22 protein-coding genes are annotated in these 21,564 nt (G+C 59.9%); 7 read left to right on the top strand and 15 right to left on the bottom strand.

The genetic code is table 11. The features are described from left to right. Positions 1-102 precede the first annotated feature (102 nt). A complete protein-coding gene (locus ACNFHO_RS24040) occupies positions 103-978 on the top strand; it encodes a LysR family transcriptional regulator (RefSeq protein ID WP_416767565.1) in 876 nt (291 codons plus the stop codon). Between the two features lie 158 nt (positions 979-1,136). Here the strand turns inward: ACNFHO_RS24040 and ACNFHO_RS24045 are convergent, their stop codons facing one another. From ACNFHO_RS24045 to ACNFHO_RS24095, 11 genes are all read right to left on the bottom strand, one after another. Continuing rightward, positions 1,137-2,333 (bottom strand): multidrug effflux MFS transporter, encoded by a 1,197-nt coding sequence (locus ACNFHO_RS24045; protein ID WP_416767567.1) that lies wholly within the window; start codon positions 2,331-2,333, stop codon positions 1,137-1,139. A gap of 30 nt (positions 2,334-2,363) precedes the next feature. Next, on the bottom strand, positions 2,364-2,882 hold the full coding sequence (locus ACNFHO_RS24050; protein ID WP_416767569.1) for a nuclear transport factor 2 family protein: 519 nt from the start codon (positions 2,880-2,882) through the stop codon (positions 2,364-2,366). Between the two features lie 40 nt (positions 2,883-2,922). Beyond that, positions 2,923-4,047: an amidase gene (locus ACNFHO_RS24055; protein WP_416767571.1), complete on the bottom strand. Its 1,125-nt coding sequence runs from the start codon at positions 4,045-4,047 to the stop codon at positions 2,923-2,925. Positions 4,048-4,093: 46 nt separating this feature from the next. After that, positions 4,094-4,702 (bottom strand): flavin reductase family protein, encoded by a 609-nt coding sequence (locus ACNFHO_RS24060; RefSeq protein WP_416767572.1) that lies wholly within the window; start codon positions 4,700-4,702, stop codon positions 4,094-4,096. Between the two features lie 88 nt (positions 4,703-4,790). Continuing rightward, complete coding sequence (locus tag ACNFHO_RS24065; protein WP_416767573.1) at positions 4,791-6,101, bottom strand: MFS transporter; 1,311 nt, start codon at positions 6,099-6,101, stop codon at positions 4,791-4,793. A gap of 21 nt (positions 6,102-6,122) precedes the next feature. After that, a complete protein-coding gene (locus ACNFHO_RS24070; protein WP_416767574.1) occupies positions 6,123-7,367 on the bottom strand; it encodes an OprD family outer membrane porin in 1,245 nt (414 codons plus the stop codon). A gap of 108 nt (positions 7,368-7,475) precedes the next feature. Further along, a complete protein-coding gene (locus ACNFHO_RS24075) occupies positions 7,476-8,426 on the bottom strand; it encodes a PDR/VanB family oxidoreductase (protein WP_416767575.1) in 951 nt (316 codons plus the stop codon). 10 nt (positions 8,427-8,436) lie between these two features. Then, positions 8,437-8,913 (bottom strand): aromatic-ring-hydroxylating dioxygenase subunit beta, encoded by a 477-nt coding sequence (locus tag ACNFHO_RS24080; protein WP_416767659.1) that lies wholly within the window; start codon positions 8,911-8,913, stop codon positions 8,437-8,439. Further along, on the bottom strand, positions 8,913-10,196 hold the full coding sequence (locus tag ACNFHO_RS24085) for an aromatic ring-hydroxylating oxygenase subunit alpha (protein ID WP_416767576.1): 1,284 nt from the start codon (positions 10,194-10,196) through the stop codon (positions 8,913-8,915). Before ACNFHO_RS24085 ends, ACNFHO_RS24080 begins: the two co-directional genes overlap by 1 nt. Positions 10,197-10,559: 363 nt before the next feature. Further along, entirely contained in the window at positions 10,560-11,486 is a 927-nt protein-coding gene (locus ACNFHO_RS24090) for a LysR family transcriptional regulator (protein ID WP_416767578.1), read from the bottom strand. A 135-nt stretch (positions 11,487-11,621) separates the two neighbouring features. After that, a complete protein-coding gene (locus ACNFHO_RS24095; RefSeq protein WP_416767580.1) occupies positions 11,622-12,812 on the bottom strand; it encodes an acyl-CoA dehydrogenase family protein in 1,191 nt (396 codons plus the stop codon). Between the two features lie 227 nt (positions 12,813-13,039). On the opposite strand from ACNFHO_RS24095, the gene ACNFHO_RS24100 reads away from it, so the two are divergent. Together ACNFHO_RS24100 and ACNFHO_RS24105 are read left to right on the top strand one after the other, a co-directional pair. After that, positions 13,040-13,567 (top strand): flavin reductase, encoded by a 528-nt coding sequence (locus tag ACNFHO_RS24100; protein ID WP_416767660.1) that lies wholly within the window; start codon positions 13,040-13,042, stop codon positions 13,565-13,567. A 12-nt stretch (positions 13,568-13,579) separates the two neighbouring features. Beyond that, on the top strand, positions 13,580-14,263 hold the full coding sequence (locus ACNFHO_RS24105) for a hypothetical protein (protein ID WP_416767581.1): 684 nt from the start codon (positions 13,580-13,582) through the stop codon (positions 14,261-14,263). A 46-nt stretch (positions 14,264-14,309) separates the two neighbouring features. On the opposite strand, the gene ACNFHO_RS24110 is transcribed toward ACNFHO_RS24105, so the two are convergent. Next, positions 14,310-15,356: a LysR family transcriptional regulator gene (locus tag ACNFHO_RS24110; protein ID WP_416767582.1), complete on the bottom strand. Its 1,047-nt coding sequence runs from the start codon at positions 15,354-15,356 to the stop codon at positions 14,310-14,312. A gap of 164 nt (positions 15,357-15,520) precedes the next feature. Here ACNFHO_RS24110 and ACNFHO_RS24115 point away from each other — a divergent pair, with 164 nt between their 5' ends. The 3 genes from ACNFHO_RS24115 (at position 15,521) to ACNFHO_RS24125 (ending at position 18,607) form a co-directional block, all read left to right on the top strand. Further along, positions 15,521-16,915, top strand: coding sequence for an MFS transporter (locus ACNFHO_RS24115; RefSeq protein WP_416767583.1), 1,395 nt, complete (start codon positions 15,521-15,523; stop codon positions 16,913-16,915). Positions 16,916-16,979: 64 nt separating this feature from the next. Then, positions 16,980-18,047, top strand: a complete 1,068-nt coding sequence (locus ACNFHO_RS24120; protein ID WP_416767584.1) for a catalase family peroxidase — start codon at positions 16,980-16,982, stop codon at positions 18,045-18,047. After that, the gene (locus ACNFHO_RS24125) at positions 18,047-18,607 is read left to right on the top strand and encodes a cytochrome b (RefSeq protein WP_416767585.1); all 561 of its coding nucleotides are present in this window, start codon (positions 18,047-18,049) and stop codon (positions 18,605-18,607) included. Before ACNFHO_RS24120 ends, ACNFHO_RS24125 begins: the two co-directional genes overlap by 1 nt. Before the next feature lie 271 nt (positions 18,608-18,878). Here ACNFHO_RS24125 and ACNFHO_RS24130 read toward each other — a convergent pair whose 3' ends face one another. From ACNFHO_RS24130 to cynR, 3 genes are all read right to left on the bottom strand, one after another. After that, positions 18,879-19,166: a DUF3077 domain-containing protein gene (locus ACNFHO_RS24130; protein ID WP_416767586.1), complete on the bottom strand. Its 288-nt coding sequence runs from the start codon at positions 19,164-19,166 to the stop codon at positions 18,879-18,881. 273 nt (positions 19,167-19,439) lie between these two features. Further along, positions 19,440-19,595 carry a hypothetical protein gene (locus tag ACNFHO_RS24135; RefSeq protein ID WP_416767588.1) on the bottom strand — a complete coding sequence of 52 codons (156 nt, stop codon included), beginning with the start codon at positions 19,593-19,595 and terminating at the stop codon, positions 19,440-19,442. A gap of 304 nt (positions 19,596-19,899) precedes the next feature. Further along, positions 19,900-20,787: a transcriptional regulator CynR gene (gene cynR, locus ACNFHO_RS24140; protein ID WP_416767590.1), complete on the bottom strand. Its 888-nt coding sequence runs from the start codon at positions 20,785-20,787 to the stop codon at positions 19,900-19,902. A 110-nt stretch (positions 20,788-20,897) separates the two neighbouring features. Here cynR and ACNFHO_RS24145 point away from each other — a divergent pair, with 110 nt between their 5' ends. After that, positions 20,898-21,557, top strand: coding sequence for a carbonic anhydrase (locus tag ACNFHO_RS24145; RefSeq protein ID WP_063545505.1), 660 nt, complete (start codon positions 20,898-20,900; stop codon positions 21,555-21,557). The last annotated feature ends 7 nt before the right edge of the window (positions 21,558-21,564 follow it).

Genomic DNA, 21,564 nt, shown 5'->3' on the forward strand with positions numbered 1-21,564 from the left:
GGCACGCCTGGGTAGAGCATGTCAACGATTAGGGAGAGATTGCGCCAGCGCTTGGAAAGCGTCCAATATCAGTTCAATCTCCCACGATACCCTGGAGGTATGATGGACCTGCGTCACCTGCGCTACTTCAAGGTGCTGGCCGAAACCCTGAACTTCACCCGCGCCGCCGAGCTGTTGCATATGGCCCAGCCCCCCTTGAGCCGACAAATCAGCCAGCTCGAAGACGAGCTTGGCACCTTGCTGGTGGTGCGCGAGCGGCCGCTACGCCTGACCGAGGCCGGGCGCTTCTTCCATGAGCAGACCTGCACCTTGCTGCAGCAGCTGGAAAACATTCGCGACAACACTCGACGCATCGGCCTGGGGCAGCGCCAGTGGCTGGGCATCGGCTTCGCACCCTCCACGTTGTATACGCTATTGCCGGAACTGATCCGTGAATTGCGCAAGGATAGCGAGCTGGAATTGGGCCTCAGCGAGATGACCACCCTGCAGCAGGTGGACGCGCTGAAAAGCGGACGCATCGACATCGCGTTTGGCCGCATCCGCATCGACGACCCGGCGATTGAGCAGCAGGTGCTGTGCGAAGACCCCCTGGTGGCCGTGCTGCCCAAGGGCCACCCGCTGGCAGCCGGCCCGCTGAGCCTGGCGCAGCTGGCTGGCGAGGCGTTCGTGCTGTATCCAGCCAACCCACGCCCGAGCTACGCCGACCATGTATTGGCACTGTTTGCCCACCACGGCATGAGCGTGAAGGTCAGCCAGTGGGCCAACGAGTTGCAGACCGCCATCGGCCTGGTCGCCGTCGGACTTGGCGTGACCCTGGTGCCCGAGTCGGTACGCCAGCAGCACCGTGCCGACATCGAGTACGCCACTCTGCTCGACCCCGGCGCCGTAAGCCCGATCATCCTGAGTCGCCGCTACGGAGACAACCGACCGATCGTGCAGCACTGCTTGCGATTGCTCAGCGAAATCGAGAAAAGCTGACGGTCATCGCAGCAAGTACTCATCGCGCTGGTTTTCAAGCGGATGCCGGGCTTCGCGCGCACCCTCGAGTGGCAAGGGCGCCTAGGACACTGATGCTGCCAACCAGGTGTTCGGGGCATCTTTCTTCGAAACCTTGCGCAGGTAAGGCACTGTGTTGTTCAGGAGGCTTGAGGCGCACCGCATTGCCAGATCACGACGAAACCGTAGCAGCATGCGCTGACGACGCCGGTGATGAACATTACCAAGCCCAGCGTGCCCGGATCTTGCCCTACCACCTGCGCGGTGACTGTGCTGCATAGCGCGGCGATGGCGAACTGCATGGAAATGGCCAGCCCTGCCGCCACGCCGGATCCGCCAGGGAACAACGCCATCAGGCAAGCGATGCTGTTAGCCCCAAACAATCCGGTTGCGCCGATATAGAGCGCCACGAGCAAGACGAACTCAGGCATCTTCACCGAGGGCGCCAATGCCACGTGTAGCAATCCCGCGCAAGCCATCAAGGTCAGCCACACGCCCACCCCTACCATTTTGCCGGGTCCCAATCGGCTGACCAGACGAGCATTGACCAGGGTGGCTGCAATAATCCCCAGAATGTTGATCGCCATCAGCATTGCGTAACGCTCCGGAGACAGCCCGAAATGCTCGATGTAAATAAACGGCGAGCCTGTTATGAAGGCGAACATGCCACCGAGGGAAAGCCCCATGCAGCCCATGTACGCCCATGCAAGCGGGTTGCGCAGCACATCCAGATAGCTCAGGAATGCGGCAGCAACCGAGTGACTGCGCCGCTCGCGAGGGAGGCTTTCGGCCAGTTTGAAATGGGTCATACCCCAAACCAGTAAAGCAAACCCCAACAGCGCGCCAAAGATGCCGCGCCAGCCCGCCAGGGCAAGCACTGCGCTGCCAAGGATCGGCGCAACCAAAGTCGCCACCATGGTGACCAGGTGCATCAAGGTCAACATCCGGGCTGCTTCGTTGAGCTCGAACTCATCACCCACGACCGCGCGCGCCAGTACGGCTGCGGCAGAGCCGCCCAGTGCCTGAAAAAAGCGCGCCACGATGAGTTGATCGATGTTTGCGGCCAGGATGCAGAAAGCGGTCGAACTTACATAGAGCAGCAGACCGCCCAGGAGCAGGCGACGACGCCCAAGATGATCCGACAGCGGGCCTTGGCACAGCATGCCGATACACAGCCCCAGAAGAAAGATGCCGACTGTCGACTGGGCTGCAGCATGGCTGGCCCCCAGCCCCCCGGCAATCGCCGGGAGTGCTGGCAGCAGCATGTCGATGGAAAGCGGCACCAGCGAGGTAAGTGACGCCAGTAGCAGGACAATACTCTTGGTACTTTGCGGCATGGTTTGGTCGCTATGCAGAACCGTAGAAGGTTAGGAAGCCGAGGTGGGTACCGGCAACAAGGCATCACTGTCCCAGCCGCTCACCGGGCGGCTGAAAAGGTTCTCGGTCTGGAAGTGCGCCATCCGCCATACACCCTCATCAAGTTCGAAACGAACGCTCAGGCGCGCGGCATTGAGGTGCGAAGCACCGTCGCTGAAGGTGCTGGTCTGCAGCATCGTCCAGCAACCCATGGCGATACTTTCCTGCACGTCGATGACTTCACTGGTAAGGAAGTGCACGTTCAGTGCGAAGTGTGCAGGCGTTCGCATATAAGTCGAGAACATGCCACGGATGGCTTCACGGCCACGGTAGCCGCCGAAGCGCCCGGCATACCGGGCTCCTTTGCCCTCCCACACCGCCTCTTCGGTGAACAGCCCGGCCAATTCATCCAAAGGTGTGTCGGCGTCCAGCCTGTCACAAAGCGCCATGTAGCGATTGATACAAACACGTATTGCCTGTTGATGTTCGAGCACGGCAAGGCGCGCTGCGATTGCTTGGATATCCAACATGTAACGACCTCGACAAGGGCAACCAGGACCACAGCGAACTTCAGGACCGGGCGCCGTAGATATTCATCAATACCCGCTGGGCAGCCGCGAGCAGTTGCGCATCCTTGCCCTTTGCGCCGACCAGTTGCAGGCCCACCGGCAAACCGCACTCACTGGCCAGCGGCAGGCTCAATGCAGGGTGACCTGAGAGGTTGAAGGGGCGCACCAGGGCAGTCATGCCCAGTACCGCGCTGGTGTCGCCTGCTTCTTCCAGGCGCAGGGGAAAGTCGGGCATGGTCGGCAGCGCGATCACATCGAAGCGGGTCAACGCCTGATCCACCTCGGCGCTGAACAGGCGCCGGGTATGCTCTGCCCGGGCCACTGCGGCCTCGTCGGTCATGGCCGCTGCGCTCAACCTGGCGGCAACGTCCGCTCCTACTTTCTGCGACTGCAGCAGATGACCACAGGCCTGATAGGTCTCGCGGTTGATGATCACCATGCCTGCCTCGTAGGCGGCGGTGAAATGCTCGAACGCCAGGTCCTGCACGGGCAGCCCGCTGCGCAACAATGCCTGGGCGACAGTCGCTGCGACTTCTGCCCGGGCCGACACCTGCAGCACTCCTATGGTGGGCCGATCAGGAATGGGTGAAGGCCGGTAGCTGGGGTCGATCATGCCCATGGCGATTTCCAGCATGGGCAGTGAATTTGCAAACGGGCCGACGCAATCCAGGGTCGTATGCTCGGGCATGACCCCTGCCCTGCTGACCCGGCCAAAGCTGGGCTTCAGTCCGAAAACCCCGCAGCAACAGGCAGGAATACGTACCGACCCGCCGGTATCGGTGCCCAGGCTGAAATCTGCCAGGCCAGCTGCGACCACTGCCGCCGAGCCACTTGAAGATCCCCCCGGAATACGCCCGGGAAAACGCGGGTTGGCTGCGGTACCCACGTGACGGTTGATGCCGGTGGTGCCGAACGCCAGTTCGTGCAGGCTGACCTTGGCCGTCAAATGCGCGCCCGCCGTCAGCAGGTTCGCAACGACATCGGCATGCCTTTGTGGCACCGCGGAGTCTTCCAGCGCTGGCGAAGAAGCGCGGGTGGCTACGCCTTCGACGTCGATGGTGTCCTTGACCGCGACACGCAGTCCACCGGGTGTACCCAAATCCAGCTCACTAACGATGATGGTCACTGCAGTGACTCCTTTTCATGAATGTCTGAACACACACCGTCAGCCATCACTGCTGGATGGGCCGGTGAAAGATCTCGCCCATGCCGGCGTAGAAAGGTCCCCCCAGGCGAGCCAGCGGGCGCATCCTGGCGCTATCGATACGCTTGCCATCGAAGATCTCCTCCGACAGGTGGTAGGCCATTACCTCAGCGACGAACAGCGTGCTGCTGCCATTGCCCAGGACGAGTGCCTGGTCGAGGCGGCACTCCATCTGCACAGGGGTGCAAGCGATGCGCGGTGCACCGACGCAGCGGCTGGGCAACAGCTCGATGCCGAGCAGATCGACCTCGCTTTCATCTGGCCCATAGGCCCATGCGCAGCGATGCATCAGTTCCATGTTGGCCTCGGTCACCACGTTGACCACGAACTCGCCCGACTCAAGAATGTTCCTCGCCGTATCCTTGGGCTGGCCATCACGGTGCTCGATGTTGATCGCAATGAGAGTCGGACTGGTCGACACGTAGCTGTAGGCGCTGAACGGCGCCGCGTTGACCTTGCCCTCTCGGTCAACAGTCGTCACCCAGGCTATGGGCCGAGGCACCACACACCCCACGATCAGCTTGTGCGCAGTGGCAGGGTCCAGCCCACGCCCGTCTACATAGGAAAATGCTGTCATCCCGATAAGCCCTCCGCCGTCCTGAGGACGGCTGCGACTGGATAAAAAGCCCGGACCTTCCCGCACGGAAAGCCCAGGCGAAACGGATCTATTCCAGGGCCTGGCCTGCACCCTTGGGCTGACGGATCGAAATCACTGCAACGGTGGTGATTGCCCCCATGACGACCAGCATCACCGACACTGGCCAGGCATCCTTGTACAGGCTGAACAACGCCGTGGCTGCGAGCGGCGCCAGGCCGCCGGAAACGATCGAGGCTATTTCATGCCCCATGGCCAGCCCGGAATAACGCACCTTGGCAGGAAACAGCTCGCCCATCAGGGCCGGCTGCGTGCCGATCATTGCGCCGTGACAGACAGCAAGGCCTACCAGCGTCGCCAGGTAAACCAGCGCCGGTTGATGCGTGTCCAGCAGCCAGAAGAAGGGAAACGCGAACAGCATCAGGCTGACCGAACCGAATGCGTACACCAGGCGCCGGCCAATTCGGTCCGACAGCCATCCCCAGAAGACCAGGCTGAACGCTTCGACGATCATTGCCACCATCACGCTGGCCAGTACCAGTTGAGTGTCCAGGCCGGTGAACTTGGCGTAGGCAACGGTAAAAGCAAGAAACAGATAGGCGCTGCCATTCTCGGCGATACGCAACCCCATCGCTTGCAACAGCGCTTTGCGGTGGTTGCGGAACAACTCCAGAACCGGCACATGCTCGTTTTCATTCTTGCGGCCTTGCGCTTCGAATTCGTTGCTTTCCGGCAGGTGACGGCGGATGTAGACGCCTACGCCAAAGATCACGATGCTGGCCAGGAATGGCAGGCGCCATCCCCAGCTCATCATTTGCTCGGCGGGCAACAGCTGGATCAGGTAAAACGCTGCGGCCGACAACACGAAGCCACCCACCACGCCCAACTGGCTCCAGGCAGCGAAAAAGCCCAGCCTGCCTTTCGGCGCGTTTTCACTGATAAGCAGTACCCCGCCACCCCATTCGCCACCCGAAGCGACGCCTTGCAAGATCCTCAGCAGCACCAGGCAGACCGGCGCGAGATAACCCGCCTGCTCGAATGTCGGCAGCAGCCCGATCGCGAACGTGGCCGCGCCCATGATGCCAAGGGTCAGGATCAACGCTTTCTTGCGCCCCGACTTGTCACCAATGTGGCCGAAGATCACCCCGCCCAGCGGGCGAGCCAGGAAGCCGACGGCGAAACCGGCGAACGATGCCATGGTGCCGAGGACGGGATCGGTCCCCGCCGGGAAAAACAACGGGGCGAAGATCAACGCCGCTGCCGTTCCATAGAGAAAGAAGTCATACCACTCAAGTGCATTGCCCAGTACCGAAGCCATGACAATGCGGCGCATGGTTCGCGCATCGCGGTTGGCCGGGATGCGGTTTTCGAAATTAGTCATTGTTGTACTTCTCCGCTGCGCTTACCAAATATTCCAGGTATAGGAAGTCACCAGACGATATTCGTCATAGTCGTTGCCGTATTGCTGCTGGGTGCGATAGTTCTTCAATTCAAAACCCAGGCCTTTTAGCGGTCCGTTTTGAATTGCATAACTGACCACAATATCCCGCTCACTTTCCTGATCACGACTCAAGCCTTCGCCGCGGTCGATATCGGTCCCTTTGATATATCGGGTAAACAAGCGCAGCCCAGGTATCCCGATCGCGGCAAAGTTATAGCCATAGCGCACTGACCAACTGCGCTCATCAGGACGAATGAACGGCATGCCTGCCCAGTTGGGTAAATACAACTGTGGTACATAGCCGTTGAGGGTCGGAAATACGGTATCGCCCGTCATCCGTTGATAACTGGCACCGAACAGATGGCCGCTTTTCTCCAGTGTCACCAGGGCGCTGTAGGCGCGGTTATCAACGGCGCCACTGCGGGCGCTACCGTCTTCGCGATTGTTGAAGTAGCCGATGTCGGTCTTGAGCACATAACCGTTCCCGGCGTCCCACTGGTGTTTGACGCCTCCGTAGTCCTGCTTGTAGATATCGTTCAGGACGCCGTGGAAGTAGCTGGCCTGCAGCGTCGGGGTCAGCGAGTACGTTGCCCCGGCAAAATCCAGGCCGTCGCTATCCAGGCTATCCGCGGTGCCATAGCGATACAGCCGCTCATGGTTGGAGGACTCGCGGGTGACGATGGACCAGAACCGGCCGCCTACCAATGTCAGGCGGTCAATATCCCGTGACTCGATCACCGCGCCTTGATACACGGTGTCCAACAAACGACTGGGGTCATTGGAGGCGACCGGATAGTTCGGTTTGATGTCGCCTACTTTCACCGAAGTATTGGCATACTTCAGTTTCAACGTGGCGCCCGCACGGCCATAATCCCGAGCCGCTTTTTCATCCTGATGGCTATAGGGCAGCGAGCCATCGTTGCCCGCCGCGTCCAAACGCACGGCGAATTGACCGTTGACATCCAGCCCGACAGCCAGCGGTGTATCCGTATACCCAGACTCAAACTGTAAGTCGAAGCCCTGTGACCAGTTACCTATTTGGTCGGCAGGGGCGTCATGGTTGGTAAAATTCCGGTTCAGGTACAAGTTTCTGAAGTTAATGGAAAGGTGGCTGTCATCCATGACGTCGGCATTGCCCTCTCCCGGGATTACCGAACCCAACAATATGCAAAGCGTTGTTGCACGCAACGGCCAGTTAATTTCCATTGTGGTTTCCTGAAAGTGTGATGCTGCAGGTCATCGGCAGTCGAATGAGGCGCAGATGCGAACACCGGATGGTGTTCGAATTGCAGTCACGTATTGTTTTTGTTTTTTTCAGATATCCAGCACCAGGCGCGATGTACGCGCCCGGGAACAGCACAAGACTATTTGTTCATTGGTTTGTTTTTCTTCCTCGGTCAGGTAAACGTCACGGTGGTCCGGTTCACCTTCGAGCACGTCGCACAGGCAGGTACCGCACACGCCCTGCTCGCACGACACCTCTACCTTGATACCCGCGGCGCCGAGCGCATCGACAATCGTCTGGCCTTGGGCAACCGCCACCACCTTGCCGCTGCGCGCGGCAAGCACTTCGAAACCGGCGCCGGTAGTGTCCGCTTCTGCCTGGAAGTACTCACGGTGGATCTGCTGCTCTTCAAATCCATGGGCGCGAGCGTTCTCGATGACCCAGTCCATGAAGCCGACCGGGCCACAGGTATACACCTGGCTGCCAGGCGGGGCAGAGTCGAACACTGCCGCCAGGTCCAGTTGCTGCCCTTGGTCACTGAAGTGCGTGAACACCTGGCTTGAAAAAGGCCCCGAGGTGAGTTCATCGACAAATGCACAGCGTGACTGCGATCGTCCTTTGTAGTGCAGCTCGAAGGAACAGCCCGTGGCATGCAGTTCATGCGCCATGGCGATCATCGGGGTGATGCCGATGCCACCGCCCAGCAGAATGTAATGGCTCGCCCCAGGCACCAGGGCAAATAGGTTGCGTGGCGCGCTGATGCAAATGCCAGCCCCCGGCTGCAGCGCGTGCACCGCGATGGAACCGCCGCGCGAGTTCGCGTCCCTGAGCACACCCAGGCGATACATGCCGCCATCGGCAGGGTCTCCACACAGCGAATACTGCCTGACCAGGCCCGCCGGCATATGCACGTCGATGTGCGCGCCTGCGGTGAAAGCGGGCAAGGCCTGACCGTCAGCGGAGGCCAGCTCGAGCACCACCACATCGCCGCCTTGTACTTCCCGCTTGCGCACGACCACGTCCAGCATCTGATCGCTCATCAGTGTGTCCTCACAGGATGTAGCCGATACCGGCAAGGGTGTCGTCACTGTTGATCAGCTTGATCACCTTGCGGTGGATCCTGAAGCCGCCCTCGGCACGTACCAGGGTGTAGGTCAGGTCGGCGCTGTAGTGCTTGAGGCTTTCCTTGCGGAACTCGCGGATGTTCTGCGCGGCGCGCACGGTGACGTTGACACCGTCATCAGCGAGGACGCGCAAGCGAGAGATCGTGCGTACGGTGCGCGGTTGCGGGCTGGTCGAGATCGACTCACCACCGGTCAGCCGCTGCACGCGCAGGCCGCGCATGTGGTGGTCGTCGTAGGCGTAATTGAGGGTGTTTTCGTAGTCCGTCTCTTGCGAGTTGATCGGAATGATGTAGGTGCCTTTCTCGGTCCACAATTTCAGCCAGGTGTCATATTCACCGTGGTCGAGCATGTCACCTTCCTGCCAGATGAAAGCCGTGACTTCGTTGAGCAGATTCAGGTTCATCATTTGGTCTCCGCCGCCATCATCTTCTTCCACTGCTGGTACGCTGCACGCATGCCGGTTTCGGCACTCACGTCGGACACCAGGCCATCTTCGCTGGGTTTCTCGCCCGGCAGGCCGCGGTTGAGCATGATCCACAGGTTCTCGCCGGCACTGGCGCCTTTCTGCACGCGCTCCCAGGCCTCGGAATCGTCTGGCGTGCCAAAGCCCATCGGGCCCTGGAAATGCTCGTGCAGACGCAGGCGGTAGCGGTTGGCCGCAGCCGGGCCACCGTCCATGGTGATCACCGAATGATGGATTTCCGTTTCCGTGACCGAGATCGGCTGCAGCACGCGGAAGAACGCCATCGAGCAGGCAATATTGGGGAACAGGTTGAGGTTGAAGCCGGAGCCGCCGACGGCGCGGACGATACGACGTACCTGCTGTTCCTCGATACCTTCGTCGCGCAACTCGGCGGCGAGGCTTTCGAAGCGCTCGGGGATCGGCTTGTCGAGATCGGCTTCAAGATCGACCAGGTCCGGAATCATCACCATCACACTGTGGCCGTTGCCCAGGTCCTCGACATAGCCGGGCCCCTTGACGAAGTCGAACAGCTCCAGGGTCTGCTCATCCACCGAGGACAGGAAGCTCTTGTGTACCAGCGGGAAGTGGTAGGCGTCGGTGGTATTTTCCAGCTGGATCTTCCAGTTGCCGGGGAAGCGGAAGCGGTGCTCACCGGGTACTTTGATGCCGTAGCCGGCGCCTTGCTTCATGAACAGGTCAATCCACTTCTTGGCTGCGCCAAGAAAGTCTTCCAGCGGCTCGATATCGTCCTTGAAGGTGGCGAAGACCATGCCCGCATAGCTTTCGGTGCGCAAGCTGACCAGCGGCAGCTCGGCCTTGTCGATGCAGTCGCCGTAGCTTTCCGGGTGCGGGATGCCACGCAGCGAGCCGTCGAGGGCGTAGCCCCAGCCGTGGTACGGGCAGACGAAACTGTTGGTCTTGCCTTTCTTGTGCTCGCACACCGTGGCACCGCGGTGGCGACAGCGGTTGAGCAGTACGTTGATGCCCTTTTTGCGGTCGCGCACCACGATCACCGGCTGCTTGCCGATGTAGGTGGTCTTGTAGCTACCGGCCTCCGGGACTTCGCTCTCGTGCGCGACCCAGATCCAGGTGCTGTGGAAGATCCTTGCCAGCTCGGCATCGAACAGTGCCGGGTCGGTATACAGGGAGGTGTGGACCCGGTCGGGCTGCACCAGCTCGGCCGGGTCGACGGTCAGGTTGACAGTCGGTATCAGATTGGTCACGGAATCACCCTATCGTGGCGGTGGCATACGGCTTCATGCGGACAGCCGCATGTCATGCCTTATGCATGGCGAGGCAAGTACTGGAATCGGGGTTACTCGTTCAGCCCGTTGGTGCCGTCACGCCTTGATGGCGAGGGCAACGTTGGCCTGGATGGGAAACACCCTGAGGGTGTCGGCGATGCGCGTTTGCGCGGATGCTTTGCTGTGCACGGTCATGGCATGAGTCCTCTTTCTTGTGTGCTTTCCGTGGGAAAGCGTTATGGCTCACAAGCTAAGGGGGGAGCGTCAGCGTCTCAATGACCGAAGCGGTTGAGGTCGTTGCGTTTTTCGCAACAAATTATCGGAGTGGGCGCTGTGCGTGCGTCAGAGCGCCTTTTTCATTGTTTTGGCGATCGCCATGGCCAGCTCCCTGGTCAGCTCATCCAACGTACGGCCTCGGCGCGTGACGACCTGTATCTCGGTGGCCTGCATCTGCGCGCAATCGATCGTCACCGCCTTGAACGCGCCGCTGCGAAGTTCATCGATCACGGGCAGCTCGGCCAGCAATGTCGCACCGAGCCCCGAGCGCACGAAGTCGAGGATGACGGCGAGGGAGTTGGAGGTCATGGACGGCACCACCTCGATGCCCAGTTCACGGCAGGCAGCATCCAGCAACTCCCTGACCCGGAACTTCGGCCCTGGCAGTACCAACGGCTGGCCGGCAACCTCTTCGAGGCTGACGACGCTGCGCCGGGCCATTTCACTGTCGCGCTGGACAATCATCCGCAGTGGCTGGGCCAGGCTGAACAACCGGCACAGTCGTGCCGGCTGGCTGGGCGAGAAGACCACGCCCAGATGCGCCTCGTCGGCCAGCACCATGCGCTGCACCTCGCTCGAGGGCGCGGTGATTATCTCGGTCTTGTGATGCAGATGAGTGCGCGTCAGCTCCTGTAACGAGTTGATGCCCCTGGCGCCAAGCAGCCCCTCTCCGACCGCGATGACCGTGGTCGTTTGCGCTTCGCCACGCAATTCGTCAAGTTGGGCCATGAACAAGGCATAACGCACATTGCGCTCTTCGAAGTAGGCAATGGCAGCTTCGCCGGCAGCCGTGAGGCTGATGCGATGACTGCCCTGCCTGACCAGCTCGATCCCCAGTTCTTCCTCGAGCTTGGCGATCTGCCTGCTTACCGAAGAAGTCGCGATCCCGAGCTCTTCGGCAGCAGCGCGCATCGAGCCCCTTGCGTGGCTCAGGTGCAGGTAACGCAGGCGGTTATCCTGCAGTTCGTTGTGGCGATGGGTACGGTTTGGCATGCGGCGCCTGTTCGGTCGCGGCCCGCTCGAGGCCACTGGCTTGAGAAGTCCGTGACGCTCACTCGCGCAGGCGAGGGCCGGGGCCTTGCCAGCATCCTACATCAGGTTTGCTGGCCAAGCCTCAGGTTCTGCACATCATGGGTAGGGCGTGGTTGGCGCGATACCGGCGAACAGCGCACCGGCACTGTCATAAGTGGCTTCACCGAGGAACGCGTGCTGGGTGACCACCATGGCGTCACGCATGATCCATTGCAGGCGGTTGTCGTCGAAAATCGCAGCAGTCCCGGCCAGGCGATACGCCATGGTGACCACCTCGGCACAGGTGTGGGCAGCATGGGTTGCACTCAGGCGAAGCAGGTTGGCTTGTTGCTCGCTCACCGGCTCGCCCGCAAGGATGCTATGCCAGACAGCCTCGGGCGCCTCATAGAAAAATGCGCGGGCGCTGCGCAGCATGGCTTCGGCCTTGCCCAACTCGATCCGGTAATAGGCGCGATCGCCCAGGCGCGGGGCTCCGGTCACGGTCTTGGTGCTACCCGACATGGCACTGACCAGGTCCAGGGCGGCGCGCGCCAGCCCGAGATTGACCGCCGCGTGGACCTGCGCCTGGTAGGACACCGAAGGGTAGCGGTAGAGCGGCTCGTCGATGGTCGCCGCGCTACCGCGAGTGAACGTCCAGGCATGCTCGACCGTCTTGCCCTGCAACCTGAGGTCATGGCTCCCGGTGCCTTGCATGCCAACCACATTCCAGTTCTCGACGATTTCCACTTCACCAGCGGGAAACACTGCGGTCAGCGGCTTGCCAGCACCCGCTCCGCCACCATTTGCCGGCGTACCGCCAATGCCTACGCCAATCCAGTCCGCGCCCTTGCAACCGCTGGCAAAACGCCAATGCCCGTTGATCTCCCAGCCACCCTCGATCGCACGCGCGGGCTGCAACGGGTAGAGGCCGCCCGCATAGACCTGGTCTGGCCCGCTGGCATAGATCAGCGCCTGGGTTTCTGGTGGCAGCGACGCCAGGTAGATGTTGGCGGAACCAAATGCCGCCACCCAGCCTGCAGACCCGTCCGCCTCGGAAATACGCTCGATGATCCTGAGGAATTCGGCTGGGGCAAGTGCATCACCGCCAAAGCATTTTGGTGTGCTGGCGCGGAAGATACCGGCTGCTTTCATCTTGTCGATCATGTCCTTGGGAACATGCGACCGTTCATTGAACTCACGCCGGCGGCTGGCTACTTCGGCAATGACAGCTTCCAGCGTGGCTTTATTATTCAAACTGGGTGCACAGTGAAACACCGTTTGTTCAATACAATGGACTTGCGTATTCATCTTATTCTCCGGGTGAACTTGGAACCGACATCAGCATGGGGACAGACTGAGCGTTGATCAAATTCAAAACCTGCATACACACCATGACCCAGATGAATTGCGCCTTTCCCATTAAGTGCGCAAGCGCATTCCGTGCACGAATAGCACCAATGCGAAAGATGAATTTGACCCACCTGGTAACTACGCCCAGCATTAAACCGTTCACTTATGGCAAACGGATTTAGAACATCATGACGATCACAACAAACAAAGATGATTTCCGCCAGGCACTTTCCCTGCTGTCCGCTGCGGTCAATGTCATTACTACGGACGGTCCCCACGGCCGCCTGGGCCTGACGGCAAGCGCCGTGTGCTCCGTAACCGACATGCCGCCCACGGTCTTGGTCTGCATCAACCGCAACAGCTCGATTCACGCCGCCGTAGTTGCCAACCGCGCCCTGTGCGTGAACATTCTGCCAGGACATCTCGAAGGGATGGCGAGGCACTTTGCAGGCATGACCGATGTACCGCCTGAAGCACGCTTCGCCGATGACGCGTGGAACCAGGGCATGACCGGGTTGCCGGTGCTGCGTGACGCACTTGCAAGTCTTGAAGGCCAGGTGGTGGACATCAAGGAAGTCGGCTCACACTCCGTGTTGTTCGTCGAAGTCGCGCATATCCACCTCGGCGCGGAGGGTGAAAGCCTGACCTACTTCGGACGCAACTTTCACCGCCTGGACCGCTCCGGCGCCGTTCAAAACCCATCGATTTCCTGACCGAGGCGCGCCATGACCTACTGCCTGTTCATGACGGCTCGCCACCGGATGCCCGGCTTTCGCCTGAGGGTGACGGAAATTCAGCAGCACTTCGCGGCAATACCGGGCGTTGCCCAGGTGCTATGCCATCAGCCACTGGAGCTGCCGGACGCCGACCCGTTCATTGCCAGCGAAGCCACACCAAACTGCGTGCTGCAGCTCTATTGCGGCACAATTGACCACCTTGAAGCGGCTTTGCATCCCCAGGGGAAACTGGGCACGTTCGTGCAGGCTTCCAGCATGGCCGGGTATGAGTGGGAACAGCAAGTGATGCTGGTCCGACGCTTCGGCGATGACGTGCCCAAGCTGGCCCTGCCCGGAAGGGAAGAACAGGTCACGTATCTGGTGCATTACACGGGGCAGGTTGCAGATGAGGCGCATTGGGTCGAGCGCTACCTGCGCCAGCATCCACCCTTGCTGGCTAGACTGCCAGGTGTACGCAACGTCGAGGTGTACACGCGTCTCGACTATTGCAGCCAGCTGCCGGTGGCACGTAGCAAGGCGCTGCAGCGCAACAAGGTGGTGTTCGATTCGGCACAGGCGTTGCGCGCTGCACTCGCTTCGCCGCAACGAGAAACCTTGCGTCAGGATTTTCTCAGCCTGCCCCGCCTCGAAGGCGAAAGCCCTCATTACCCCATGCGAACCTTCGAGTGCTGAACGGGCACTGGGCGCTGCCGGGCATTCGCAACGCGGCCTGTCGGATTCATGGAGAAGGCGTGGCCGCGAACAACTCCATCAGCAACGTGCGCAACCAGGCGATGCCAGAGTCCGATGAAAAACGCCTGTGGCAATAGAGGCCGACCGAAATCCTTGGCAATTCAACAGGCAGGCGCAGCAGCCGATACGCGCCGGCCTTGTTGATCTGCAGCGCAATGGCGCGTGGCAATATCAAGGCCAGCTCGGTACTGGCAACGATCTTGGGTGCAATCGTGAAGTTGGGGACTTTCAGGGCGATGTCGCGCTGCAGGCCGACTTTGCGAAACGCAGCGTCTGCAGTCTGACCGTGGCCGGTGATGTTGCTCGAAACATGCACATAGCGCAGCGTCTGCATGTGCTGGAGCGTCAACTCGCTCACCTGCAATGGGTGGTCGTGGCGCAGCAGGCAGATGAACTCGTCTTCCAGCAAACTCTCATACAGGCAGTCTTCGTTGGGTTCGACCAGGTAACCCAGCGCAAGGTCGATATCACTCTTGCGCAAGGCCACCGCCAGTTGGTCGATCGGCAGCGGCTGAATCTCCAGGCTGATGCCTGGCGCCTGGCGCGCAAGCACCTCCATGATCCGCGGCAGGACATACAACTGCGCCATATCGGACATCGAGATGCGAAACGTGCGTGTGGCGGTAGCAGGGTCGAAGCGCGACGAACTCATCAAGGCGCCCTGGATGATGACCAGGGCCTGCTCTATGGGCCCGGACAGGCGTATGGCCGCATCAGTCGGCTCCATTGAAGTCGCGGTACGGACGAACAGCGGGTCATCGAAAACATCACGCAGCCGCCGCAGGGCATGGCTGACCGCTGGCTGGCTGAGGTGCAGGCGATCGGCCGCGATCGTCAGGCTCCGGTGCTCCCAGATCGCCATGAACGTTTTCAGCAGGTTCAAATCGATCGTGGCCAGATTGATGTGTTTCATCATGTAAATTCTCGAATTGAAAGTTCGCCCGCGATAGCGTTTTGCTTTGTTAGCTGCGCAGTCCGCCCCAGCATTATGCGGCGCTACCGCGCTGCCGTGGGAAAGTTTTTTCCAACGCATTACCAAACACTCCGCTGTCCAGCAAATCAGAAGGCTTATTCATCTCGTGCATTGCGCAAATAATTCTTGATCATTTGACCCTGCAGACTAGGCAAACCTACTGTGTGAAAAACGCAATCCCGACAACCCTGTGTGCGCAAGCAACTAAACGAGTCGTTTATAAGATGAAGAACAAAATGACTGCACCAATAAGTGGCATCTCGCCCAATTCTGGTTCGCCGCGCGTGGCCCGTGCTGTTTTCATATCCGTTATTGGCCAGATTCTGGAATGGTATGACTTCTTTCTTTACGGAACAGCAGCAGCTCTGGTATTTGGCGAACTTTTCTTTCCCATTGACGAAGATCCACTCACAGGCACTATCGCCGCCTATGGCGGGCTAGCGCTGGGTTTTATCGCCCGACCAGTCGGCGGCATAATCTGCGGCCATCTGGGTGACCGTTACGGTCGCAAGATGGTGCTTACATTGACCCTCAGCGCCATGGGCGCTGCCACGTTCCTGATGGGGCTATTGCCCACCTACCAGAGCATCGGCATTGCTGCCCCGATTCTGCTGGTGGCGTTACGTCTGGTGCAGGGGCTCGCGGCGGGTGGGGAATGGAGCGGCAGCATTCTGGTGATCAGCGAGAATACCCATCAAAGCCAGAGAGGGCGTTTTTCCGCCTGGGCGCCCTGCGGCGCCGTGGTGGGCTTCGTGATGTCCACCGGCGCCTTCATGCTCGCCGAGACTGTCTCGGGCGACGCCTTCGTGACCTGGGGCTGGCGTGTTCCCTTCCTGTTCAGCCTTGTGCTCATCGGCGTCGGGCTCTATCTGCGCAGACACATGGACGAGAGCCAGGAATTTGCAGAGATCAGTACCTCGGGGAAATCCGCCCATGCCCCGGTCATGGAAGTGCTGCGCTGTCATCCCCGGGAAATCCTCATGATATTCGGGCTGCGCCTGGGTGAAGGATGCGCGGCGTGGATCTATTTCACCTTTTCGATCGCCTACGGCAAATTTCTCGGGTTATCGAATACCTTCGTGCTGGGGGCGCTGACCTTCTCGATGGTGCTGATGATCCCCTGCGCGCTGCTGGCAGGTTATGCCTGCGACAGGCTGGGACGAAAGCCTGTGTACCTGGCAGGCGCTGTGGCCATGTTGCTGTTTGCCTATCCGTTTTTCCTGATGTTCGAATCGGGCATACCCTGGGTGATCGTCACTGGGCTGGTATTGGCCAATGGCTTGGTGCTGGGCCTTCTGGAGGGCGCTCAGCCAGCGTACATCAGTGAATTGCTACCTGCTCGGCTGCGCTTTTCAGGCCTGGGCATCGGCAGGGAAATCGCTTCAGTGCTCGGTGGCGGACTTGCGCCAATCATCGCCACGGCGTTGCTCGCCCATTACCGTGCACCAGAACCGATCGCCCTCTACCTCGGCAGCATGGCGCTGGTCACGGTTGTTACCACCCTGCTTACGCCTGAAACCTATCCTCGCGAGCAACGTATCCGTGATCGCGCAGCGTTGCGTAAAACACCTGCAAGCAAACGCGCCTATACCGAAAGCAGCACTGTAGCGGGAGGCTGATACAGTACACGTTGGCTTCACTCTTCACCTGTTCGGCGTGCGTCGGCAAGGCCTGGGGAAACAAATGCAATCTGGAAAATTCAAGACGTTCTATCTGCCGCTGGCAGCCATAGCGGCCATCATCGCAGGTTTGGCGTTGTCATTTGCCTGGGCTGCCGGCCTGCTGGGGCACCGAACGACTACTCGCACATTCCTTGGCGACTCGTTGCAGCACTTCGAACCCGGCTATCGCCGCGCACATGGCAAGGGAATCTGTTTCACGGGTGTGTTTCGCAGTAGCGGCGCAGCGGCTTCACTGTCGAAAGCACGGTTTTTTTCGCAGCAGGAGTTCCCGGTTATCGGGCGCTTCTCCATCGGCGCGGGCGATCCTCATGCAGCCGACACCTCGACCACAACCGTGAGCATGGCTTTGTTGCTAACCGCCGACGACAAATCCCAGTGGCGCATGAAGTTGAACAATGCGCCCTATTTTCCTACCCGCAATGCAGAAGGGTTCCTCGCGCAGCGAAGCGCTTTCGAACCAGACCCAGCCACCGGGCAACCGGACCCGGTACGCGTCGCTGCTTTCTTCAAGGAATACCCCGAAGCGCGCAAGGCGGTTGAATACAAAGCTACGGCATCTTCGCCGAGCAGCTTCGCCGGTGCCCAGTACAACGTGATCAATGCATTTGTATTGCTTGCAGCAGATGGTAAGCGCCAGCCCGTTCGGTGGTCCATGAGGCCACGGACAACGCTGGGCAGCCTCTCGGCCGGAGACCGAGCCAAAGCCAGCCGTGACTTCCTATTTGACGACATCAAGCAACGGCTCGCGATAGCCCCCCTTTATTGGGACCTAACCCTGCAGCTTGCAGAGGCCGGCGACCCGATCGATGATCCTTCACAGCCCTGGCCGGAGGAAAGAAAGCAGGTGATTGCGGGCACCTTGGCGGTGACGGGTGTTCATGACCAGGCTGCTGGAGGGTGTCGTGACATCAATTTCGACCCAACGCTTGTTCCACCAGGCATCGAACTGTCGAACGACCCTGTACTGGCGGCGCGTGCGGGCATCTATGCACACTCCTATAACGCTCGCCTTCGCGAAATAGGATTGGGGAAAGCTACTGAGGCCGTTGGCCACGGGGATAGCCACTGATGCAAAACAAATCCATCAATACTTCCGTGCCCAATCATTTCAACCTCCTAGCCCGACTATTGCACTGGGGCATGGCGTTGGCGATCTTCGCCATGCTCTTCATTGGCGTAGGCATGATGACTTCGTTATCCCATCGTCCCTGGCTGATCGACCTACATCTGCCTCTGGGTTTTGCCATCCTGTGCTTGGCCGTGGTGCGCCTGTGCAACCGCCTGGTTCGACCGGTACCGCCGCTGCCAAAAAGCATTCCTCAATGGCAGGCCACGGCTGCCCATGTCTCCCACTGGCTGCTCTACTTCCTGATGATCGCTTTGCCAGTGCTTGGTTGGGCAACGCGCTCAGCGGGCAACTGGCCCGTGACCCTCGCTGACGGATGGTCACTGCCTGCCATCGTCTCCGAAAACGCGACGCTGTATGCCTGGTTGCGGCTGGCCCATGGCGTCGGGGCATGGATGCTCTTCGCAGTGATTATGGGACATCTAGGCGCCGCGTTGGTACATGCATGGGTGATCCGTGACACTGTATTCTCCAGCATGGCACATGGTGATGGCACCGAATGATAGTGACTGATGAGGCCAGAGACGGTCAGTCCCGAATAAGCGGAATTGACCGAATGCAGGCAGGGATAAAGGGCTTGCTGTCAGTGCGCGTTCCATCGTAGGCAAACCGTCCCCCACACTTCCATTACCAACCTTCAAATCTGCACCAGGCGCTCACGTGAGGGACTGCAAAGCCGCCTCGACTACAAATGTCCGCTTTGGGTCGAAATCGGTCATCCAAAGGCGTAGCCGTAAATCCGGACGGACAACTCTGAACCGCCCAACCTCCACCTCAATCGCTTTTATGCATCCCCCTGTGCGCATCATCCATCAACGCCTTGGCCATCTCGCTGAGGTAATGCGCCGCCCAAACCAGCACCGGTTCGTCGTCCATCACCCCGATGAACGACGCCCGCCGTGCGCTAGCCAGTAGTTCAGAAGCCTGTTGCAGCACGTGGTCGGCGCAGTTGCCGGGCTCTACGCGGAACAGGTGTTTGCCTTTGACTTCGCTTTCCAGGCAGGTGGTGGTGCCGACGGTCCAGCCGAGCTTGCCGAGGTGGTCTGGTGAGTCCTTGTCCATGGGGAAGTCCTTCGAGGTGCTGTGAATGGGGTGGGTGTGCGAGGGCAACGGTGAAGGTGTGGGGCAATTGGCTGTGATGAACCAGTGCTGGCCTCTTCGCGGGTAAACCCGCCCCCACAGGTACTCCGCTGATTTTGAGTACAGCGGGGTACCTGTGGGAGCGGGTTTACCCGCGAAGCAGGCGATGCGGTATATGGCACGGGCGTTGCCCGTGATCGCGGGGCAAGCCCGCTCCCACAGAGGCCCTGCAAGCCTTTGGGAAATGAGTACGGACTAATGCAGGGACAGCGGCCGCGCTCGGCTCTTGAGCTGCACCTGCGCCAACGCGCACTCCAACAGCGAGCGCACGGCGTCGAGCTCGTGCATCACGCTGAGCAGCATGATCGTGGCGGGGGATTTGGGGAGGAAGGTGACCGACTGGTTGTCCACTCTTCACTTGAGCTGAAGGGTGGCGGCTACGTGCAGGCCTGCAAGACCGGGGCATTACGAGGCAAAAACCCGGTTGACCCAAAGGTCACCCGCACGCAGCCACCATTGAACCGGACCACGGCGAAACGCCGAAGACGCCAGGAGGTGAGCGCCATCGTAATACCGCACAGGCTTGCAGACCTGACAGCTGATTTGGCAGCGGCCCAGCGAGACTAGCCGTGACTGCGATAGCGCAAAAGCGGGTGGAGGATGCTTGGGAAAGGGACTACATGAAAGAAAGAAAATCTGATTCCTGTGCAAACCCTCACTGATCAAGATCGCTGGATATTTCTTTAGCCAGCTCGATGAAGACACGCACCGCCGCACTCAGAAAAGCGTCTTTGCGCCGCATCAGAACGGCCCGTCGCTGCAAGCGCTCCGGCTCCAGCGTGATAGCCACCAGGTCGTCATGGGCCAACGCAATTCTGGCAGGCAACAAGGTCGAGAGATTCGTCCGGCGAACGATCTCGATCACTGCGCCGAGGGCATTGGCCTCCATCTGCACCTTGGGACGAATCTCATATTTGCGGCAGTAGCGGTCGATTTGCTCGCGAGTGGCAAACTCTGTGCTGAGCAAGACCAAAGACTCTGCACTCAGGCCTTGCGAGCTAATGGAGCGTTCCTCGGCCAGGCGGTGTCTGCGGTTCATGACCAAAGCAAGCGTTTCGTTCAGCAAGGGAGTGGCTTCGATATCCGGCGCATGTATTTCATCAAATGCGATCCCTACGTCCAGCTCTCCCGCCAACAGCAACTCCTCGATACGCTCCTGGGAAATCTCTTTCAGGTTGACGGTGATCTTGGGGTATCTGGAGTGAAATGCCTCGATCAGCGGCCCCACCAGATAGGTCGTGAACGTCGGCGTTACGGCAACACGCAATGAGCCACGGCTGAGGTCGCTGACATCATGTATAGCCCTTTTGGCTTCCTGCAATTCCTGATACGCACGGCGCGCATAGAGAAGGTAGACCTCCCCCGCGTCAGTCAAACGCGTCGTGCGGCCTGATCGGTCGAACAACTGGGCTCCCAGGCTCTCTTCCAACTGCCTTACTTGCTGAGAAAGCGCCGGCTGAGAGACATGCAGCGCTGCTGCGGCCTTCGTGAAACTGAGATGTTCTGCAACGGCCAGGAAGTACTGGATGTGGCGAGCAAGCATGCCTAAACCCATAAGATAATCTGATCCAACTCATAATAGATGAGACTTTTACCTTATGTCATGCGCTGCTTAATCTCCGTCTCACACCCAGCGACATCGAGACAGCAACCATGAAAGCGATCATCGACGGATTTCTGAAGTTTCAAAAAAATGCCTTTCCGGAGCGAGTCAAACTGTTCAAGGACCTTGCCAATCAGCAGGCGCCAAAGGCTCTCTTCATCTCCTGCTCTGATAGCCGACTGGTGCCTGAACTGGTCACCCAACGCGAGCCAGGCGATCTGTTTGTCATCCGTAATGCCGGCAATATCGTGCCCTCGTATGGGCCAGAGCCGGGTGGGGTTTCGGCGTCGGTCGAATACGCGGTCGCCGGACTCAAGGTTGCAGACATTGTGATCTGCGGCCACTCCGACTGCGGCGCGATGACCGCCATCGCCACCTGCAAATGCCTGGATCACATGCCCGCCGTAGCCAGCTGGTTGCGGTATGCCGACTCAGCCAAGGTAGTCAATGAGGCCCGTCAGCACGCGGACGGGCCAAGCAAGGTTGCTTCCATGGTGCGCGAAAACGTGGTCGCGCAGTTGGCCAACATCCAGACCCACCCCTCCGTGCGCCTGGCGCTCGAAGAAGGCCGCGTGACCCTGCACGGTTGGATCTATGACATCGAGAGCGGACGTATCGACGCTTTTGATGGCAGCACCGGCACCTTCGTGTCTCTCGCGGAACACCCAGAAGTCCACGCCGTTTCCCAGCCAGCCAGGCACGTCGCCTGAAACCTGT

The organism is Pseudomonas sp. NY15374 (genome assembly GCF_048068255.1).
Classification (GTDB): domain Bacteria; phylum Pseudomonadota; class Gammaproteobacteria; order Pseudomonadales; family Pseudomonadaceae; genus Aquipseudomonas; species Aquipseudomonas machongensis.

What these genes read in the sequence shown, in the direction of transcription:
- ACNFHO_RS24040 (WP_416767565.1), top strand. Translation starts at nt 103, where the DNA reads ATGGACCTGCGTCACCTGCGCTACTTCAAGGTGCTGGCCGAAACCCTG.
- ACNFHO_RS24045 (WP_416767567.1), bottom strand. Translation starts at nt 2,333, where the DNA reads ATGCCGCAAAGTACCAAGAGTATTGTCCTGCTACTGGCGTCACTTACC.
- ACNFHO_RS24050 (WP_416767569.1), bottom strand. Translation starts at nt 2,882, where the DNA reads ATGTTGGATATCCAAGCAATCGCAGCGCGCCTTGCCGTGCTCGAACAT.
- ACNFHO_RS24060 (WP_416767572.1), bottom strand. Translation starts at nt 4,702, where the DNA reads ATGACAGCATTTTCCTATGTAGACGGGCGTGGGCTGGACCCTGCCACT.
- ACNFHO_RS24065 (WP_416767573.1), bottom strand. Translation starts at nt 6,101, where the DNA reads ATGACTAATTTCGAAAACCGCATCCCGGCCAACCGCGATGCGCGAACC.
- ACNFHO_RS24070 (WP_416767574.1), bottom strand. Translation starts at nt 7,367, where the DNA reads ATGGAAATTAACTGGCCGTTGCGTGCAACAACGCTTTGCATATTGTTG.
- ACNFHO_RS24075 (WP_416767575.1), bottom strand. Translation starts at nt 8,426, where the DNA reads ATGAGCGATCAGATGCTGGACGTGGTCGTGCGCAAGCGGGAAGTACAA.
- ACNFHO_RS24080 (WP_416767659.1), bottom strand. Translation starts at nt 8,913, where the DNA reads ATGAACCTGAATCTGCTCAACGAAGTCACGGCTTTCATCTGGCAGGAA.
- ACNFHO_RS24090 (WP_416767578.1), bottom strand. Translation starts at nt 11,486, where the DNA reads ATGCCAAACCGTACCCATCGCCACAACGAACTGCAGGATAACCGCCTG.
- ACNFHO_RS24095 (WP_416767580.1), bottom strand. Translation starts at nt 12,812, where the DNA reads ATGAATACGCAAGTCCATTGTATTGAACAAACGGTGTTTCACTGTGCA.
- ACNFHO_RS24105 (WP_416767581.1), top strand. Translation starts at nt 13,580, where the DNA reads ATGACCTACTGCCTGTTCATGACGGCTCGCCACCGGATGCCCGGCTTT.
- ACNFHO_RS24110 (WP_416767582.1), bottom strand. Translation starts at nt 15,356, where the DNA reads ATGCGTTGGAAAAAACTTTCCCACGGCAGCGCGGTAGCGCCGCATAAT.
- ACNFHO_RS24115 (WP_416767583.1), top strand. Translation starts at nt 15,521, where the DNA reads ATGAAGAACAAAATGACTGCACCAATAAGTGGCATCTCGCCCAATTCT.
- ACNFHO_RS24120 (WP_416767584.1), top strand. Translation starts at nt 16,980, where the DNA reads ATGCAATCTGGAAAATTCAAGACGTTCTATCTGCCGCTGGCAGCCATA.
- ACNFHO_RS24125 (WP_416767585.1), top strand. Translation starts at nt 18,047, where the DNA reads ATGCAAAACAAATCCATCAATACTTCCGTGCCCAATCATTTCAACCTC.
- ACNFHO_RS24130 (WP_416767586.1), bottom strand. Translation starts at nt 19,166, where the DNA reads ATGGACAAGGACTCACCAGACCACCTCGGCAAGCTCGGCTGGACCGTC.
- cynR (WP_416767590.1), bottom strand. Translation starts at nt 20,787, where the DNA reads ATGCTTGCTCGCCACATCCAGTACTTCCTGGCCGTTGCAGAACATCTC.
- ACNFHO_RS24145 (WP_063545505.1), top strand. Translation starts at nt 20,898, where the DNA reads ATGAAAGCGATCATCGACGGATTTCTGAAGTTTCAAAAAAATGCCTTT.